This window comes from Dyadobacter sp. AC419 (assembly GCF_979253085.1).
Window position 1 is genome coordinate 53,680 of record NZ_CEEDCD010000020.1, and the last position, 15,652, is coordinate 69,331.

A 15,652-nucleotide genomic window follows, 5' to 3' on the forward strand; every position below is an offset into this window, starting at 1 on the left:
TATTTTAGCCAAAAAAATTAAATATCGAGATGCGAATATCCGATAACGTTAAGGATTCTTATTCGTCCCAATATAATGACGCTTCGGTTGCTTGGCGCAATACGGGCGCAAAATACAAAGCGCAGAACATTGTCGAGCTTGCAAAAAACGTGAAGTTCAGGAATGTGCTTGAAGTAGGGGCAGGCGAAGGGAGCATCCTGAACTGGCTTTCGCAATGGGATTTTTGTGAAGATATGAGCTGTGTAGAAATTTCAGAAAGCGGCATTGAGCTCATCAAATCAAAGCACATTAAGAACCTGAAAAATGTACTGCTTTTTGACGGTTACCAAATCCCTTTTCCCGATAATCACTTTGATCTGGTAATTTGCTCGCACGTGTTGGAACATGTTGAACACGAGCGCATTTTGCTTCGGGAAATCAAACGGATTTCAAAATATCAGATCTTCGAAGTGCCTATTGACTTTTCTTTTTATGTTGATAAAAAAGTAAGGCATTTCCTTTCCTGACGGGCACATTAACATTTACACACCCGCGCTGCTGCGATTTTTATTAAAATCCGAAAACTTTGAAGTGGTGAAAGACATTTGTCACCTGTACAATGATGAGGTGCTTTTGCCAACATATAAGAATAACAAAGCTGCATTTTACATCACCAAGGCAAAGCATTTTATCTTGAAATCGTTTCCTTATTTGCTGGGCATCAAACCCAATGCGTATGCTGTGTTGACGGCTAAGTCCGAAAAAGACCTTTCCATATTTTAAGTGGCTGAACAGTTCGCACCACTGCAAATCCTTTATCAGGACGCCGACCTTGTTGCTATCAACAAACCCAACGGTCTGCTCGTCCACCGGTCGCCCATTGCCTGCGACACAAATATTTTCGCAGTCCAGCTCCTTCGGGATCAGCTAGGGCAAAAAGTTTATCCCGTCCACCGTCTCGACCGCAAAACTTCCGGCGTGCTGCTTTTCGCGCTCAATGAAGAAATGAACAGCGTCATGCAGCAGCAATTTCAAAACGGCGAGGTCGAGAAGACCTATCACGCCATTGTGAGAGGTTACACGCCAGATACACTGGACATTGATTATCCCCTCAAAAAAGAAGACGGCACAATCCAGGAAGCATTCACCTCCCTCCGAACACTCCAAAGAACCGAAGTCAATTTCTCCGTCGGCAAGCATCCCACCTCCCGCTACTCCACTTGTCGAATTAAAGCCCACCACCGGCCGCATGCACCAGCTCCGCAAGCACATGGCCACATCTTCCACCCAATCATCGGCGACAGGCCCTATGGCTGTAATAAGCAGAATAGGTATTTTAAGGAGGAGCTTGGGATGAATGAGATGATGCTGCATGCTTCAAAAATTTCTTTTCTGCATCCCGCTAAAGTCAGCGCCAAGAAGTCGCCGCTTCATTTAATGCTCCTTTTTTAGATATGATGGAGCTGCTTGGTTTTGAATATTAAGATTTGAGCTTTTCACTCCTCCCTCATTTTCCCACGCAAATACCGCGCTGCCCTGCGCAGCGACCCCAGCCTATCTGACAACGAGCCTATCAAACCGCTGTCGGCTTGTTCGATGTCGCTCATGTTGATTCCTGATTCCAGTTGTTTTGGATAGATCAGCATGATGCTTTGCTGCTGCAAATTGTTGGAAAGATAGGTGGGCAGGTTTTCGAATTGAGGAATGTAGGATGCTGAGCCTTTTCTTGCGGATACGATCACGAAAAGATCATCTATTCTAAGCTCATTCGAGAATGTCTGAAACTGGTCCCACGTGTTGAAAAGGTTATATTCCACGTCAATGGTCGTCGCTTTTCTTGCCAAAACTGCTTTGACTTCTTTGATCGTGCGGGCGGAACTGTAAAAATGATGGGCATTGCATTCAGCTTTGCTAATGCAATAAGCTTTTCCAGCCAATGTAGAAAACCGGGATCATTACTGCCTGCCGGCGGCACGGCAACCACAATTCTGTTCAATGTATTGAAGGGCTGGACGGGCTTGTAAATGTAGATCGTCTCGAAAATCCGCTTGACAATGTTGTTGATTTTTGGCCCGAGGAAGGTCTTGTAATCCGTTTTCTGATGCAGGCCAATGACCACGTCGGTAATGTTTTGCTCCTTAATGGAATACGTAATCCCATTGCTGATATTGGCATCGTAACGTGTAAGCGGGATCAGCACATTCTCCGAAGCACTGCGCATGATCGACTGCCTTACTGAGGACTTTTTTGCCATGTGAAGCCGAATCATGATTTTGATCCTGGTCTGTAACAATGTGAAGTCCGAAAATTGGAATCGAGCTGTGTTTTGCTTTCAACATTATGCTGAAATCCACCAAATCAGCAACCATATCGGGATAGGAAAGCGAAACCAGGATCTTTTCATCCGTAGCCGCATTGGTTTCTTCCGAGTCTCTTCCTCTGCGACAGCGCGAGCCGTTTAGACGCGCGTTCCACGACGAACGAGCTGACAGCGCAGCTCACCAGGATGAGTAAAATCGTCCCGTTCAGCACATCTTCATCCAAAAGACGGATTGGCTGGCCCAGCGCAGTTTCACCTACAATAATGTTATAACCGACCAGGATAATAGCCAGTGTAGCAGCGGCATGGGAAGAACTTAGTCCAAAAATCATCAAACCTTCGTCCGAAGACAACCGAAAGACTTTCTGTGTGATCCATGCTGCCAGATATTTACTGGCCAAAGCAATCACCAGGATTACACCGGCCACTTTTAATGCACCCCAGCCATGCACCAAAACACTCACGTCAACGACATTCCCACACTGATCAGAAAAATGGGATGAACAATGCATTTCCCACAAAGTCAATGCGGTTCATCAAAGGGGAGGAGTGGGGCACAAATTTATTCAAAACCAAACCGGAGAAAAACGCACCGATAATGGCTTCTACGCCTGCGATTTCTGCTAAAAAGGAAGCCAGGAAAACCATGGCCAGTACGAAAATATATTGCGAAACGCTGTCGTCAAAACGTTTGAAAAACCAGCGGCATATCATTGGAAAAACAAACAAGACAACGGCCACAAAGAATGCAAACGAGAATCCCAGCCTAAACCAGAATGCAGGAGAAACGTCCCCTTTTGACATCCCGGCAATCCCGGCCAAAATAAGCAGCGCTAAAATATCGGTGATCATTGTTCCACCGACCGTCATGTTAACCGCACGGTTTCGCGTAACGCCATATTTGCTGGCAATCGGGTAGGAGACGAGCGTATGCGTTGAAAACATGCTCGCAAGCAATAACGAGGACACAAAGCCGTAACCTAATATATAGTAACTCGCCAATGTGCCGCTGACGAGTGGAAGCACAAATGTGGTTAGCCCGAATACAATAATTTTTCCGCTATTTTTCTTAAACTCAGCAAGGTCGATTTCTAGGCCGGCTAAAAACATAATGTATAGCAACCCCACCGTTCCAAACAGCACAATGCTGCTGTCGCGACTCAGCAGATTCAAACCATAAGGCCCCGCAATGACGCCTGAAATGATCAGTCCGATAATATGCGGTACTTTAATTCGGTTAAAAAGTATGGGGCAAAAAGAATAATAAAAAGGACCAGGGAAAAAATGATTACCGGATTTTTGAGCGGTAATGTCAGGTCCAGCATTAGCAATGAAGTCATAAGCACAAGTTTAGCCCTATTTTTGCCGGTCGGCAGCCAGGGTGTAGCTGATTTTGCAATCGGTGCGTTCCACTTGCCGCACCCCCTCCATTTTGCCTTCTTTCAGTTCGAGCGTTACCCGGATCACAGATTCGGAACCGGGCTGACCATTGCTGACTTCAAGCCGGTTTTGAATAAATGAACCGTTGTAAATCCGCGATAGTTCGTTTCCAGCGAAAGCATTGACCACAATTGCTTTGTTCTGGTATGCAATTTCCCAGGTTTCTGTTTTCGAATCGCCGATGGCCGATCCGGAGCAGTTCGTCTCGGTACAACGCATTTTTACAATCCATTTTCCAGTAACTGGCTGAGCCTGCAGCGAGTCGGTGTATGCAGTAGAATCTTGTTGCTGTTTTTTTCTTTTTTGTTGCAACTCGGTTTCCAGCAGCGTTAATCGCTGTTCCCACTGCATTAAGGTTTGCTCTTTTTGCACCAACTGCTTTTCCTTCTTATCCAGCTGCGCTTGTTTTTCCTTAAATCCGCAGCTCTGCAGCGAAGCGGCGCAAATCAGTAAAAATATAGGCAATCTCATCATGTGCGTTCTTTTTGAATTGCCTAAGATTAACGAATTATAACCGGCTTTGCAAAAAGCAGCGGGTTGAGGTCTCGTGTGATAGCAATGCAAAGCCCGGACAATGTTTAGTTATCCGGGCTGCTGAATTGCCGTTTAATGCGGTTTTTCCAAATTAATCGTTTCCAGAAGTGCCGCTGCCTGAGCCGCTACCTTTGTTTTTTCTCTTTTTGCTTTTTTTAGATTCACCGTCAGAAGTGGATGTGCCGGTTGATGTGCCCGCATCACTTCCTACTGTGCTCTGGCCGCTGGTTGAGCCCGAAGTGCCGGAAGTCGTTCCTGACGTTCCCGAAGTTCCTGAACCGGTTGTGCTTCCTGAACCGGTTGTACTTCCTGATCCGGAAGCGCTGCTGCCCGATCCGCTACCCGTCGTTCCGCTGCCGGTTGTTCCGCTTCCTTGCTGGTAACCGCTGCTTCCCGATGTTCCTGAGCCGGTGGTTGTTCCAGAACCGGATGTTCCTGAGCCACTAGTGCTTCCTGATCCGGTTGTGCTTCCCGTTCCGCTGCCGGATGTTCCGCTGCTGCCGCTTCCTTGCTGATACTGGCCGCTGCTACCCGAGGTGCCGCTTGTGCCGGAGCCACTCGTGCTGCCAGTTCCGGATGTGCTACCCGTTCCGCTGCCCGTTGTTCCGCTTCCCTGCTGATATTGTCCGCTGGTGCCGGATGTGCCGGTTGTTCCCGAGCCAGTTGTTCCTGAACCCGTTGTGCTTCCCGTTCCGCTGCCGGTTGTTCCGCTTCCTTGTTGATATTGGCCGCTGCTGCTGCCTGTAAGTCCCTGATCCCGTTGTTCCGCTGGTGCTGCTTCCTGTGGAGCCGCTACTTTGCGTTGTGCTGCCAGATGTTCCTTGTGAATTCTGCTTTGATTTGTCTGATGTTTGTGCGAATGCCGTTGCTGCTGAAAGCATCACGAACAAGGATACGCTTAATGTTAACTTTTTCATTTTGATAGTTTGTTAGATGTCAATGAATTAATAATATGGATATTTTCAATTGACGGCGAGTATATAAAAGTCGTTCCAATAAAAAAGTGTGGAGCGCTTCGTCCCATCCGATTTCCGGTGGCCTGCTTTTTTAATAAATTCAAACAAATCTTACTTCCAAGAACCATCATGGCCACAGCTTCCTATTCTTACGATCTGCCCGGAACAGTGTCTGCTGTTTTTTTTACTAAACAACACGCGCAAGGCGCCTATCGCGGACTGCTCCGGCTGGGTCATACCGAAGACGACATTTCGGTGTTAATGTCCGATGAGACCTTAAACGAGCATGCAACGGCAAACAATGAGCAGAATTATGCTGATGCCGACATTGCAGATGTCAATCCGCAACCTCAGTCAGATTCGAAGGCAAAACAAATTATCGCCGATGCGATCATCTCGATCACTTCCATGATCTCATTGCCGGAACTGGGCATTTCAATTTCAAGAAAGCTCGTCGGGAAAATTTCTCAAAACCCAGGTGAAGAAAAAGATAGAAAGGACACCGTGGCAGGCATTATAGCCACCACAATCCCGGAGGAGCATTGTCAGACCTACGAAAGCGGCATTCAGGAAGGTGGGATCATTATTAGTGTTGACCCTAAAAACCATGCGGAAAGAGATGCGATTATCCGGGAATTCCGCCTCAATGAGGGGCACGACATCCTGGGTGACGGCGGTTATACGGAGCTGGATTAACATTATATTATTATCAAATACCAAAGAAATTTAATTAGCGGCCTGGTACAGCATTTGTATAAGCACAGACTTCACTAAAAATGCTAATCATGGATAACGGCACGGGTTCCGAACCTAAATTCAAAACCAAAACCTCAGCAGGCGCGCAGCCAGCATTGATGAAATTATTTCTGGATAGTCTGCGTGATATTTATTGGGCAGAAAATCACCTTGTTAAAGCATTACCAAAAATGATGCATTCGGCCACATCTGAAAAGTTGAGCGCTGCAATTGCTAATCATTTGGAGGAAACAACAGAACACGTTTCCCGATTGGAGCAGATTTTTGAATTGCTTGGCGAAGAGGCCATTGCAAAGAAATGTGACGCGATGGAAGGCTTGTCCAAAGAAGGAGAAGTGATCATCGAAAGCACAGATCAGGGAACTGCAACGCGTGATGTTGGGATTATCCTGGCCAGCCAGAAAGTTGAGCATTACGAAATCGCCACTTATGGCGGACTTACGCAGCTTGCGGCAACATTAGGACTGGAAGATGTGGCTGATATACTGGCTGAGACATTAGCAGAGGAGAAACAGGCTGATGAGCTTTTGACTGAAATCGCTGAAAACAGCATTAATTACGAAGCAGCTGACGAAGGATAATGTTGTCAGGTCATGCTTGTAACATAAATCGCTGCGGGTAAATGGCATTTGAAAGGCCAGTTATCCGCAGCTTTTTTTGAATAAATGTTTCAGTTTTAATTTCCATTCTCACTAAAACAATGACAAAAAAGAGCGCAGGGATTTTATTATTCAGGATGCAGCAAGATGCTTTACAGGTTTTTCTGGTGCATCCCGGCGGCCCTTTTTACATTAAAAAAGATCTTGGCGCGTGGAGCATTCCCAAAGGTGAGTTTACAGACGAAGAACCGGAGTTGGCGGCACGCAGGGAATTTTATGAGGAAACAGGTTTGATGCCCGAAGGCGAGTTGGTCTATTTGGGTGAAAGCAAAATGAAAAGTGGCAAGCTTATCAGCTGCTGGGGCATGGAAGGAGATATTGACCCGCTTCATCTTGTCTCAAACACATTTGAAATAGAATGGCCACCCAAATCCGGCAAATTGAGTGCTTTCCCCGAAGTGGATAAAGGCGCTTGGTTTACCGTCGAGGAAGCATTGGAAAAAATTCATCCGAGCCAGATCGTTTTCTTAACGACGCTAAAAGAACTTAAAGCATTGTCTTAATTCAAATCCTGCGAGGGCTCGAAAATTTTTGATTAATTGTCCTGTTTTGGTACTGCTGGTGGAATGATTTTTATATAAAACGGCCGTTAACTTTTACCGACATGGAAAATACCAATCACATATTAGCAAATGCGGCGCACGTTTGGCGCATGCACAAAAGACGTGAATGGCTCTTTAAAGAGGCCATGGTTCACGCCGAGGAACGCTTGAGAAGGCTTTGTTCCGTAGGATATATGAATGCATTACTTTGCCAAAAGGATCTCGAACATTTATATGATTCCTATAAATGTTGCCTGAAAGGTGAACAACTCAATTATTTCGCATACGCCAGCGATGATTATCAGGATTCGTACGGTTATTCGCCTGCAGCGATCAGGCAGTATCAGTCAGAAATAGCGTCTGCCTATAAGCAGTTGTTTCCTTATTTGGAGTTGGATTCTTATCATACGGGTCTGCTTAAACATCATGTTGACAAACTCAATGAGATCAATAAAAAACTTGATTCGGAAATTACCCATGCTGCCGACAGCCTGCTTGACGCCGTAGCATAATGCAAATAATTCACTAGCGGTTGCAACGTTCTTTTGCAACATTGTGTCTGAAATTTTAAACGGACACAACCAACCGCTATGCCATGAAACATCTTTTACAGCTTCTTTTTTTTGTTGCAATTGCCACGTCGTGCATCACAGACGACAATGATCCTGCTGACAGATTTCCTTTCGACGGAACCGGTTACCGTCCGGTTTACAGCACCGAAGAAGACCTCGCAAAAATAGCAACCGGAGCTGCACAACCGCTGAGTAAGCCGGGAAAGATCTATGTTCTGGACCGTTATCTTTTCATCAATGAATCCGGTCTGGGAATCCACATCATTGATAATTCAGATCCCAAAAATCCTGAAAATCTGTCCTTTATCAGCATTCCCGGCAACTACGATATAGCCGCAAAAGGGGAATTTTTATACGCTGATAATCTTTCCAATCTGGTGGTTTTCAACATTAGCGATCCCAAAGCGCCGAAACTTGCCAAAATAGTCCCCGACGCCATTCCGGTAAACAACTATCCGCCCTTCAACAATGTCTATTTCGAATGCGTAGAAAATAAGAAAGGCATTGTCGTGGCATGGGAAAAAGTGCCCATGGCCGAGCGGCCCAACTGCTCCCGTTGATCAAAGCCATCATTCATAAATTCTCGAAAAACATTAGCAAGCACTGAAAAGCCATGAAAAAATTTGTTCCCATTTTATTTCTAGGACTCGCTGTCATCGGCCTGATCCTCATTCTGACCGCATGCGATGACGGCGGCAATGGTTCCGAGTTGAATCCGCAAAGCGGAGCGGGCGGCTCCATGGCGCGTTTCGCCATCACCGGTAACACGCTTTACATTGTTTCCAAGCAGTCGCTCGAAGTTTACGACATTGCCGACGGCAGCAATCCAGTGAAAGCGACGAAAAAAGACATGAGCATAGGGATTGAAACGATTTTTCCCTACAAGGACAACCTGTTCATCGGAGCCACAGACGGGATGTATATTTTCAATAATACAAATCCGAGAGATCCGCACCTGCTATCCAAATTTCAACATATTCAGTCCTGCGATCCTGTGGTGGTTCAGGGGAAATACGCTTATGTCACGCTCCGCAGCGGCATCACGTGCCGGCCGCAAAATACGGTGAGTTCGCTGGATGTGATCGATGTCAGCAACCCTGCACAGCCCCAGCTTTTACACACCCAGCGCATGAGCTCACCTTATGGGCTCGCCGTTTCGGGCAACAAATTGTTTATCTGTGAAGGCTCTTTGGGACTTACGCTGCTGGATATCAGTAATCCCGCACTGCCAGTTTTTAAGCAAACTTTCGGTGATATGCCCGCGTATGACATTATCGCCAGAGACAAACATTTGATTGTTACCGGTGAAAAAGGCTTGTTCCAATTCAAATATGATGACGCAGACCATGTTGAACTCCGGAGCAAAATCCCTGTTTTATGAGATTATTCTTTACTGTCATCGCAGCCTGTTTTCTGCTCCATTTCACAGCCTTTGCGCAAATTGACGCTGAGTCGGCATCCAAAAAGGTCATCATTAAATTTTCACCAATGGCCCTTTTCGACATTGATAATGCTGTTCAGTTTGGCGTAGAGGTTCCGCTTGGAAAAAACATTTCAGTGCAGCAAGATCTGGGTTATGGTTCTGCGGGTTTCAACACTTGGTACGCTTCGGGAGTCGATCGTCCGGAAAGGGAAACCTTCAAAAGCAGGACGCAGTTGCGCTATTATTACTTAACCAAGCGGCGCATGAAGCCATACATTTCCGGTGAACTCTTGTTGAAAAAAGTAATTTACCGAGATGTCAAATGGGTTGGGATGGAGTGCGAACAGCCTTGGGGCAATTGCAGTTTCTTTGAAAACAAACTTGTGAAAACCAGACGTATGGTGCAGGCCGGCCACGCCAAAGCGGGAATGCAGTTCTATTTTAGCAGCCGCATTGCATTAGATCTTTTCGCAGGTCTTGGCTTCCGCAGCATTCGTGTACGCGCAATTTCTGACTTACCAGCCAATTCAAGAGTCCCGCGCACCGACCGCTGGTTCGAATACGACACGCCCGGAACCAACGACTTCGTCCCCAGCCTCGCGATGGGTTTTCACTTTGGGATAATTTTGGGGAAGTTTGATGATTAAACAGAGAAGATGACTAAGCAGAGAAAGAGTTAAACACACTTCTCTTTTAAATAAGCCTTTATCTCTTCCCAACTTTTTAAATAAGGTGGAAAGCCTATAATGTCAACATCGTCCTCAGCATCATCAAAATAAGCGATACTTCGCCAGAGGAAATAATATTGCGACTCACCGTATTTTGCCGTAAACCAGTTGAGCAAATTCTGCCAGCCATAGTTTTCTATCAATACATAAATGTCGAAAAAGTCTTTTTTCTTACCTCGGCCGCAAACTGTGTGCATTTTCATTGCAGCGATATCTTCAATGTGAAAATAATTCACTTCGTCCTGAACCAAAAATGGATTAGTCAAAACCGATGGCTCATTTACAAAGTCACATTTTACATTATTGATATAGCTGAATAGCATTCGCTCAGTCCGGTTGATCATTTCAAATTTCAAACCGGGAGTCGATGATAATACGAGTTCAAGATTTCTTGTGTCAAATGTCTCTGGCGAGAATATATCCAGATCAATTGAGTGTCGGTGACCAAGTTGCAAAGACAATGATGTGCCTCCTGCGAGTGCAAAATGATTTCTAATGATGTCGATCTTAAAGATTTCTTTTAGGATTCCGTAAGTTTCGGGCTCAACTGTGGAATAATGAAACATTTAAGTCAGATTTAGGAATATTAAAATACAGGCTGCAAAAGTTTACCGTCTTTGGATCAAGTTCCCGGCTCTTTTTCAATGCGTCTACAATCTGGTCACGAGTGTAAATCTGGTTTAATATCTAAAAATCCTCCAAAAATCCTCTCGTAACGACCCGCTCGACGACATATTTCCGATTTTTGTCGATGTCAATTGCTTCAATAGAAGAATCCCAGAAAAGATATTTACTGAAAGGGAAACCGCCCTCTGAAATCTTAGCTTGCAGGGACTTGGTGTCGATTAGTTGAAAATAGTTGAACATCGTGTCTTTTTTAGCCGTCGCAAATTTACTAATCCATTAACGCGACGCAACCCATTTGGATTTTCTCATTGCCACAATCTGACTAAATCTTAACCTGCAAAGTCAGATAAAATCCTCTTCCGTCGGACGGTAGGATGCCGGGGCCGGGGTAGCCGGTGGCGCGGCGGGTGAAATACATTTCGTTGGCCAGATTGTTGATGCTCGCTTCGGCTTTCAGGCGTTTCCACTCATAAGAGAAGCTGAGGTCCATGATTTTGTAAGACGGAATGCAGCCCCACGACGGACGATACGCCGCCATCAACTGCATTGGTCGCTTCTGAAAACTGATCGGTTAAATGGGTCAGCTGAAACGAACCTTTCAGCTTTTTATATCCCAGTCTGACGCCGGTTTTCAAATTAACTTTTGGCACAAATTCCACTTCATTGCCCTGAACACCCGGGATTTCACTCTTTTTATATTCCGATTTAATCAGCGCAATGTTGCCAAACACAACCGCACTCCAATCATTGGCGTCTGGGTTTGTCAGCTTCAAAAAATCCGCTTCTGCGTAAGATTCGATGCCGGTTATGATGGCCTGCCCAACGTTGCTCCTGAGTCGCAGCACGCGGTTGCTCTCGTCATAAAACTGCACTTCACCGATCCGGTTGTTGTAATTCAGGTAAAAAAGACTGATGTCGTAATTGAAAAATGCCGTTTGATGACTTCTGAAACCCAGGTCAATGCTATAACCTTTTTCATCTTTCAAATTCGGATCAATCACCGACGAAGGATTCGCAATGCGCATGTCGCTGAACGTGATCGAGCGATAATTTTGGGAAATGTTTCCGTAAACCTCCACGTTTGTGTGCGGTTTAAAGCTGATTCCAACGCCTGCGAGCACAAAGTGACGACCGTTTTTCCGGATTTCATTCGTCCGCGTAATGTTGATAATGTTTCCTGCCAGGTCGCGTGAAATCGTGCCGTAAAAGCCGTCCGCAGTTGTTTTGATATATTCAAATCGCAAGCCCGGCGTGACGGAAAGCCGGTCGGTGAGGTAAAGATGTTTTCTGCAAACAGGGAGACATTTTTATTTGGAAACCGGTAATCATAAGTAATAAAGCGCTCCGGCTGAACAAAATTGAAATCTGCATCTTTCCCATTGCTGCCGACACCTTGCAAACTATGATTAAAACCATGATAATAGCGCCCGCCAACGAGCAGCACCGACAGTTTTTTCGCGAGCGCATATCTTTTCAAATAACGCGCTTCGGCTCCCCAGTTTGTAAAATCACCTTTGATCAGATCACGTTCGCTATTGTCGTCAATGGTTGCCACACGGTTCGGCCTGAACCCGATTGAATTGCGATGCGCTGCCAGCCCGAAAACGCGTAAGTTGAAATCGCTGGTTGCACTGATCTTTTGGTCAAAATGCAAAGCAAGCATATTCCAGCCCACCTGAAACCAGTTTCGTTCCCGGTTCGTTTGCCGCGGATCTTGCAAAAACATAGCGTCTGAAAGTCCGCCCGGCTGCTTTGAAAGATAATCCATGTGCGTCACATCGATGCCAATGCTCGTCTTGTCAGAGATTTTGTAATCAATGTCCGCATAAGCCGTTTTGGCATCCAGATGGGAGTTTGCCCTCCAGCCATCGGCTTTTTTATACTGGAAAAATGTGTAGTAACTCAGCTTTCCAACTGTGCCGCTCGCACTCGTAAATGCATTGTAAAAACCAAAAGACCCAATGGTTTGACGGGCCGTAATTTCCAGTTTCTTATTTTCAACAGGCTTACGCATGACGAAATTGATCAACCCGCCAAACTGCGTTCCATATTGCAAAGAAGCAGCGCCGCGCACGATCTGAATGCGTCCGACCGCCTCGATAGGCGGGGTGTAATAACTTTCAGGATAACCCAGGGCATCCGCGCTGATGTCATGACCATTCTGCCGCACATTGAAGTTCGAAGTCCGGTTAGGATCCAGCCCGCGTCCGCCTATGCTCAGCTGCAATCCGCTCCCGTCATTTTCCCAGATATTCAGTCCTGCAACCCTGGAATAAACCTGGCGCGCATTGTTGGTTGAAAGGTTTGCAACCAGCTGGTCCGGCGTGATTACCTCAGATTTTTTGCCTTCGTAAATGCCCATATTCTCCACCCCGCGCAAGCGTGAAAACCCAAAATCGGTCGCTTTTTCAGTAATCGTAAGTTCCTTTAAGTCCTGATCACGGGTAATGTCCGAAGCGCTTTTCGTGCTGTCCGCTTTGGGTGGATTTTTCTCCGGAACACGGTTCTGGGCCACTGCGACACTTGAAAGGGTCAGTAACAGAAAAAGGAAATTAAAGCCCTTTGATCTCATCATTAAAAGGAATTATCCAGGATTTGTGTTGGAAGGAATCAGTTTGTTTTGCCAAATCTATGGCGGGATCAATCATCGGTTTGCCCATTCTGCCATTCAGTGCGACGTAAGAATCCACGTAAACCTGAGGCGAATCGAAGCCCGCCGCCGCATAATGGTCGCGCAGCATGTGAGCATATTGCAGGATCATGTCGGGCTGCGTCGACATCATTTTTTCCTGCAAACGCGTCAGGAAATCATTGTTATTCACGATCTGTTTTTTGCCGGAAGCATCGGTGACAGTGAATTGGGTGTAACCTGCTTTTTCCATCAGCATAACCCGCCAGGAAAACCGGTAACCTTCTTCCGTCCAGAAAAGCTCGTCGGAATACATCAGATAACGGAAAGGAAACAGGGCCTGAAATGCAAAGAAAATGGCAAAAATGCTGAGCAAAATTGGTTTGTAAATGCTGGTAACAACATAAGAGCGCTTCGGGCGGATGAATTGAATGGGCAAACTTAAAGCAAAACTGATCGTGTCGATAATTTTCTGATGAAATTCACCCGGAAAAAATACGAATGCCGTCACGATCATAATGTAAGGGAACATGCCGATAGGAAACAGGATTGCCGTCAGCAGGTGAAAAATGATCACCGAAATAAATGCGAAAAGGCGTGTTTTGCGGTTCCAGAGCAGAAAACCAATGCTCAGATCATAAATACAACCCGCCCAGCTGAAAAAGTAGGGAGTCCATTCGTAATTGAAAAGTCCGCCAATTACGGGCAGATCGTTTTTCGCAGGAAGCCATATTTTGAGCGGTAACGTGTGCAAAAGCCAGTCACTGTTTAGCTTGGCCAGACCTGCGTAAAAGTAAATGATGCACACGAGCAGCCGGATGCTGTCGATACACCAGCTTGGAACGCGGTCAGCGAGCAGACTTTTATCACGATAAGCATCGACAGAAAAAAGGCATGTGCCGGTAAAAATATCAGCATGAAACTGACCATGCTGACAAAATAATAATGGTTCAGATAAGTGCTTTTGTCAATCAGCTCAATGTAAGTGAATGATAAAAAAAGCATTACGGCAGCCAATCTGTAAAACAAGCCGACAGTAACCAGCAACGCCGCCACGGCGCAGACGCAAAAAAGCAGGTAAGTCCATTCTCCCAAAGGCCTGATGAATTCAAAGCCGTAGAAGGGAAAATGATATTTTGGTAAAATATAAAGATCGTTGATCCAGCCCTTAGCCCAGAAACGGCAAATGCTCAAAAAGAGCATTATGCCAAAAATAATCCGGAATAGGGCCAGCGTTGCAGCCGGGGAATATTTGCTTAGATAAGCCCGCATGAATGATGCGTTTAGTCGCCGTCGTTATCGGTGTAGGTGATGGTGATGCTCATGGCCGAGGTCATGTCCACTTTCAGCATGCGCACCGCTTTCTGCATTTCATTGTACGTATCTTTCATCAACTGATTGTTGGTTTTGACTTCATCGTGCAAATTCGGCTTCAATGCATTCAGCTTCGTTCCACTAGCAGTGAATTGTGCATTAAGCAATTCCGTAAGCGATTTTCCGGTGCTGCTATCCTTTGCGCCGAGGGCATCCAGATAGGTTTTCAGAGAAGGCCCGGTTGCATCGGAATTGGCATTTTTTCCATTAAAGAAATCTATAAATGCCTGATGCGCTGTTTTGGCAAGAACCAGAGAAATGTCTTTTTTGTAAAAAGCTTCCACTTTTTCGGCTGCCGGAATGCCGTTAAGCATCGCGCCAGATGGAATTCCGAATTTCCCGGAACGAATATAGCGCTCATAATGCAGCACATATCCATTTACCAAAAGCGAAGTCGATGAACCAATGTCCAGGCCCGTTTTGGTCGTAAAAGTTTCTTTATAAGCACCCTTCCACTCGCCGGTCACCTTATCAAGAATGGTGTCCATGCGGTCTGTAATGCGCTTAATGTAAGCCAGTCTGGCGGCAGCATTCGGTGCCGTCGTGTATTGTGCAATGATGGCTCCATCATTGGCGCCCAGCCCGTTGATCAGATAATCGAGTGCTGGAAATCCTTGTCTGGGATACGAATCCGGCGTTTCCAGACTTGCATTTGGATCGGCAATGTTGGCCGCAATCCCTTGCTCACTGGCAGGATAAATGTTGAAGAAATTTCGGATGGTGTGTTTCTCGCCCGGGCCAAAGTCGAATAATTCCACTCTTTGCCAGGCCGTGTAAGCGTCAACCCAGGCAGCACGGAAGTCTGTCAATGTTGCAGCGTCCGGTTTGGCGGTGAATGCATTTGATTTGCTCACCATCAGATCGAACTTGGTCTGGAAGTTGTCGTAAGAAGGGATAATGATGTTATCGGCCAGATGCGTCAGCATTGCTTTCCGGTCCTTGCCTTCATCAACTGGCTCTGGCTCAGGTTTTTCGTTTGAGTCGGAACAGCCTAAAAACAATAATGTTAAAAGGATTGCCAGATAATTTTTAATGCTCATTAGTGGTCAGTTTTAAAACAATAAATGGTGGATCGACAAAAAGCGTCAATCCACCCAGGGTCAGGAAAAGTCC

At 45.9% G+C, this 15,652-nt stretch carries 21 protein-coding genes and 3 pseudogenes; 11 read left to right on the forward strand and 13 right to left on the reverse strand.

All coding sequences use genetic code 11. The annotated features are described in order from the left end of the window. Window positions 1–29 precede the first annotated feature (29 nt). The 3 genes and pseudogenes from AC0IYG_RS17175 to AC0IYG_RS17185 all read left to right on the forward strand — a co-directional run bounded on the left by AC0IYG_RS17175 (window position 30) and on the right by AC0IYG_RS17185 (window position 1,463). A complete protein-coding gene (locus AC0IYG_RS17175) occupies window positions 30–506 on the forward strand; it encodes a class I SAM-dependent methyltransferase (RefSeq protein ID WP_471712371.1) in 477 nt (158 codons plus the stop codon). Window positions 507–573: 67 nt separating this feature from the next. Then, a complete protein-coding gene (locus AC0IYG_RS17180) occupies window positions 574–762 on the forward strand; it encodes a hypothetical protein (RefSeq protein ID WP_471712372.1) in 189 nt (62 codons plus the stop codon). Then, window positions 763–1,463 (forward strand): annotated as a pseudogene (locus AC0IYG_RS17185) (pseudouridine synthase). It begins immediately after the preceding gene. 12 nt (window positions 1,464–1,475) lie between these two features. On the opposite strand, the gene AC0IYG_RS17190 reads toward AC0IYG_RS17185, so the two are convergent. The 5 genes from AC0IYG_RS17190 to AC0IYG_RS17210 form a co-directional block, all read right to left on the reverse strand. Next, window positions 1,476–1,796 carry a hypothetical protein gene (locus AC0IYG_RS17190; RefSeq protein WP_471712373.1) on the reverse strand — a complete coding sequence of 107 codons (321 nt, stop codon included), beginning with the start codon at window positions 1,794–1,796 and terminating at the stop codon, window positions 1,476–1,478. Next, window positions 1,733–2,233: a hypothetical protein gene (locus AC0IYG_RS17195; protein WP_471712374.1), complete on the reverse strand. Its 501-nt coding sequence runs from the start codon at window positions 2,231–2,233 to the stop codon at window positions 1,733–1,735. The genes AC0IYG_RS17190 and AC0IYG_RS17195 overlap by 64 nt, the downstream gene beginning before the upstream one ends. 146 nt (window positions 2,234–2,379) lie before the next feature. Next, window positions 2,380–2,811, reverse strand: coding sequence for a hypothetical protein (locus AC0IYG_RS17200; protein ID WP_471712375.1), 432 nt, complete (start codon window positions 2,809–2,811; stop codon window positions 2,380–2,382). Next, window positions 2,786–3,631 carry a cation:proton antiporter gene (locus tag AC0IYG_RS17205; protein ID WP_471712585.1) on the reverse strand — a complete coding sequence of 282 codons (846 nt, stop codon included), beginning with the start codon at window positions 3,629–3,631 and terminating at the stop codon, window positions 2,786–2,788. Before AC0IYG_RS17205 ends, AC0IYG_RS17200 begins: the two co-directional genes overlap by 26 nt. Window positions 3,632–3,655: 24 nt before the next feature. Then, complete coding sequence (locus AC0IYG_RS17210; protein ID WP_471712376.1) at window positions 3,656–4,213, reverse strand: hypothetical protein; 558 nt, start codon at window positions 4,211–4,213, stop codon at window positions 3,656–3,658. A gap of 206 nt (window positions 4,214–4,419) precedes the next feature. On the opposite strand from AC0IYG_RS17210, the gene AC0IYG_RS17215 reads away from it, so the two are divergent. Further along, the gene (locus AC0IYG_RS17215) at window positions 4,420–4,656 is read left to right on the forward strand and encodes a hypothetical protein (protein ID WP_471712377.1); all 237 of its coding nucleotides are present in this window, start codon (window positions 4,420–4,422) and stop codon (window positions 4,654–4,656) included. Window positions 4,657–4,854: 198 nt separating this feature from the next. On the opposite strand, the gene AC0IYG_RS17220 is transcribed toward AC0IYG_RS17215, so the two are convergent. Beyond that, entirely contained in the window at window positions 4,855–5,190 is a 336-nt protein-coding gene (locus tag AC0IYG_RS17220) for a hypothetical protein (protein WP_471712378.1), read from the reverse strand. A 168-nt stretch (window positions 5,191–5,358) separates the two neighbouring features. Between AC0IYG_RS17220 and AC0IYG_RS17225 the strand changes: the two genes are divergently transcribed. The 7 genes from AC0IYG_RS17225 to AC0IYG_RS17255 all read left to right on the forward strand — a co-directional run bounded on the left by AC0IYG_RS17225 (window position 5,359) and on the right by AC0IYG_RS17255 (window position 9,828). Continuing rightward, the gene (locus AC0IYG_RS17225) at window positions 5,359–5,925 is read left to right on the forward strand and encodes a hypothetical protein (RefSeq protein WP_471712379.1); all 567 of its coding nucleotides are present in this window, start codon (window positions 5,359–5,361) and stop codon (window positions 5,923–5,925) included. Between the two features lie 89 nt (window positions 5,926–6,014). Continuing rightward, on the forward strand, window positions 6,015–6,566 hold the full coding sequence (locus tag AC0IYG_RS17230; RefSeq protein ID WP_471712380.1) for a YciE/YciF ferroxidase family protein: 552 nt from the start codon (window positions 6,015–6,017) through the stop codon (window positions 6,564–6,566). Between the two features lie 119 nt (window positions 6,567–6,685). Next, complete coding sequence (locus AC0IYG_RS17235) at window positions 6,686–7,147, forward strand: NUDIX hydrolase (RefSeq protein ID WP_471712381.1); 462 nt, start codon at window positions 6,686–6,688, stop codon at window positions 7,145–7,147. 101 nt (window positions 7,148–7,248) lie between these two features. Then, complete coding sequence (locus tag AC0IYG_RS17240; protein ID WP_471712382.1) at window positions 7,249–7,698, forward strand: hypothetical protein; 450 nt, start codon at window positions 7,249–7,251, stop codon at window positions 7,696–7,698. A gap of 83 nt (window positions 7,699–7,781) precedes the next feature. Further along, window positions 7,782–8,318: an LVIVD repeat-containing protein gene (locus AC0IYG_RS17245; protein WP_471712383.1), complete on the forward strand. Its 537-nt coding sequence runs from the start codon at window positions 7,782–7,784 to the stop codon at window positions 8,316–8,318. 53 nt (window positions 8,319–8,371) lie between these two features. Beyond that, window positions 8,372–9,139 (forward strand): LVIVD repeat-containing protein, encoded by a 768-nt coding sequence (locus AC0IYG_RS17250; RefSeq protein WP_471712384.1) that lies wholly within the window; start codon window positions 8,372–8,374, stop codon window positions 9,137–9,139. Next, window positions 9,136–9,828, forward strand: coding sequence for a DUF3575 domain-containing protein (locus tag AC0IYG_RS17255; RefSeq protein ID WP_471712385.1), 693 nt, complete (start codon window positions 9,136–9,138; stop codon window positions 9,826–9,828). Before AC0IYG_RS17250 ends, AC0IYG_RS17255 begins: the two co-directional genes overlap by 4 nt. 29 nt (window positions 9,829–9,857) lie before the next feature. On the opposite strand, the gene AC0IYG_RS17260 is transcribed toward AC0IYG_RS17255, so the two are convergent. From AC0IYG_RS17260 to AC0IYG_RS17290, 7 genes and pseudogenes are all read right to left on the reverse strand, one after another. After that, window positions 9,858–10,475 carry a nucleotidyl transferase AbiEii/AbiGii toxin family protein gene (locus AC0IYG_RS17260; RefSeq protein ID WP_471712386.1) on the reverse strand — a complete coding sequence of 206 codons (618 nt, stop codon included), beginning with the start codon at window positions 10,473–10,475 and terminating at the stop codon, window positions 9,858–9,860. A 121-nt stretch (window positions 10,476–10,596) separates the two neighbouring features. Further along, entirely contained in the window at window positions 10,597–10,776 is a 180-nt protein-coding gene (locus tag AC0IYG_RS17265; RefSeq protein WP_471712387.1) for a DUF6922 domain-containing protein, read from the reverse strand. Between the two features lie 82 nt (window positions 10,777–10,858). Continuing rightward, a complete protein-coding gene (locus AC0IYG_RS17270) occupies window positions 10,859–11,026 on the reverse strand; it encodes a hypothetical protein (protein WP_471712388.1) in 168 nt (55 codons plus the stop codon). Continuing rightward, a complete protein-coding gene (locus tag AC0IYG_RS17275) occupies window positions 11,004–11,780 on the reverse strand; it encodes a TonB-dependent receptor domain-containing protein (RefSeq protein WP_471712389.1) in 777 nt (258 codons plus the stop codon). Before AC0IYG_RS17275 ends, AC0IYG_RS17270 begins: the two co-directional genes overlap by 23 nt. Before the next feature lie 806 nt (window positions 11,781–12,586). Continuing rightward, window positions 12,587–13,111: pseudogene (locus AC0IYG_RS17280) on the reverse strand (TonB-dependent receptor plug domain-containing protein); the annotation flags it as partial. Continuing rightward, window positions 13,089–14,437: pseudogene (locus AC0IYG_RS17285) on the reverse strand (HTTM domain-containing protein). The pseudogenes AC0IYG_RS17280 and AC0IYG_RS17285, both read right to left, overlap by 23 nt. 11 nt (window positions 14,438–14,448) lie before the next feature. Next, window positions 14,449–15,579 carry an imelysin family protein gene (locus tag AC0IYG_RS17290; protein ID WP_471712390.1) on the reverse strand — a complete coding sequence of 377 codons (1,131 nt, stop codon included), beginning with the start codon at window positions 15,577–15,579 and terminating at the stop codon, window positions 14,449–14,451. Window positions 15,580–15,652 lie beyond the last annotated feature (73 nt).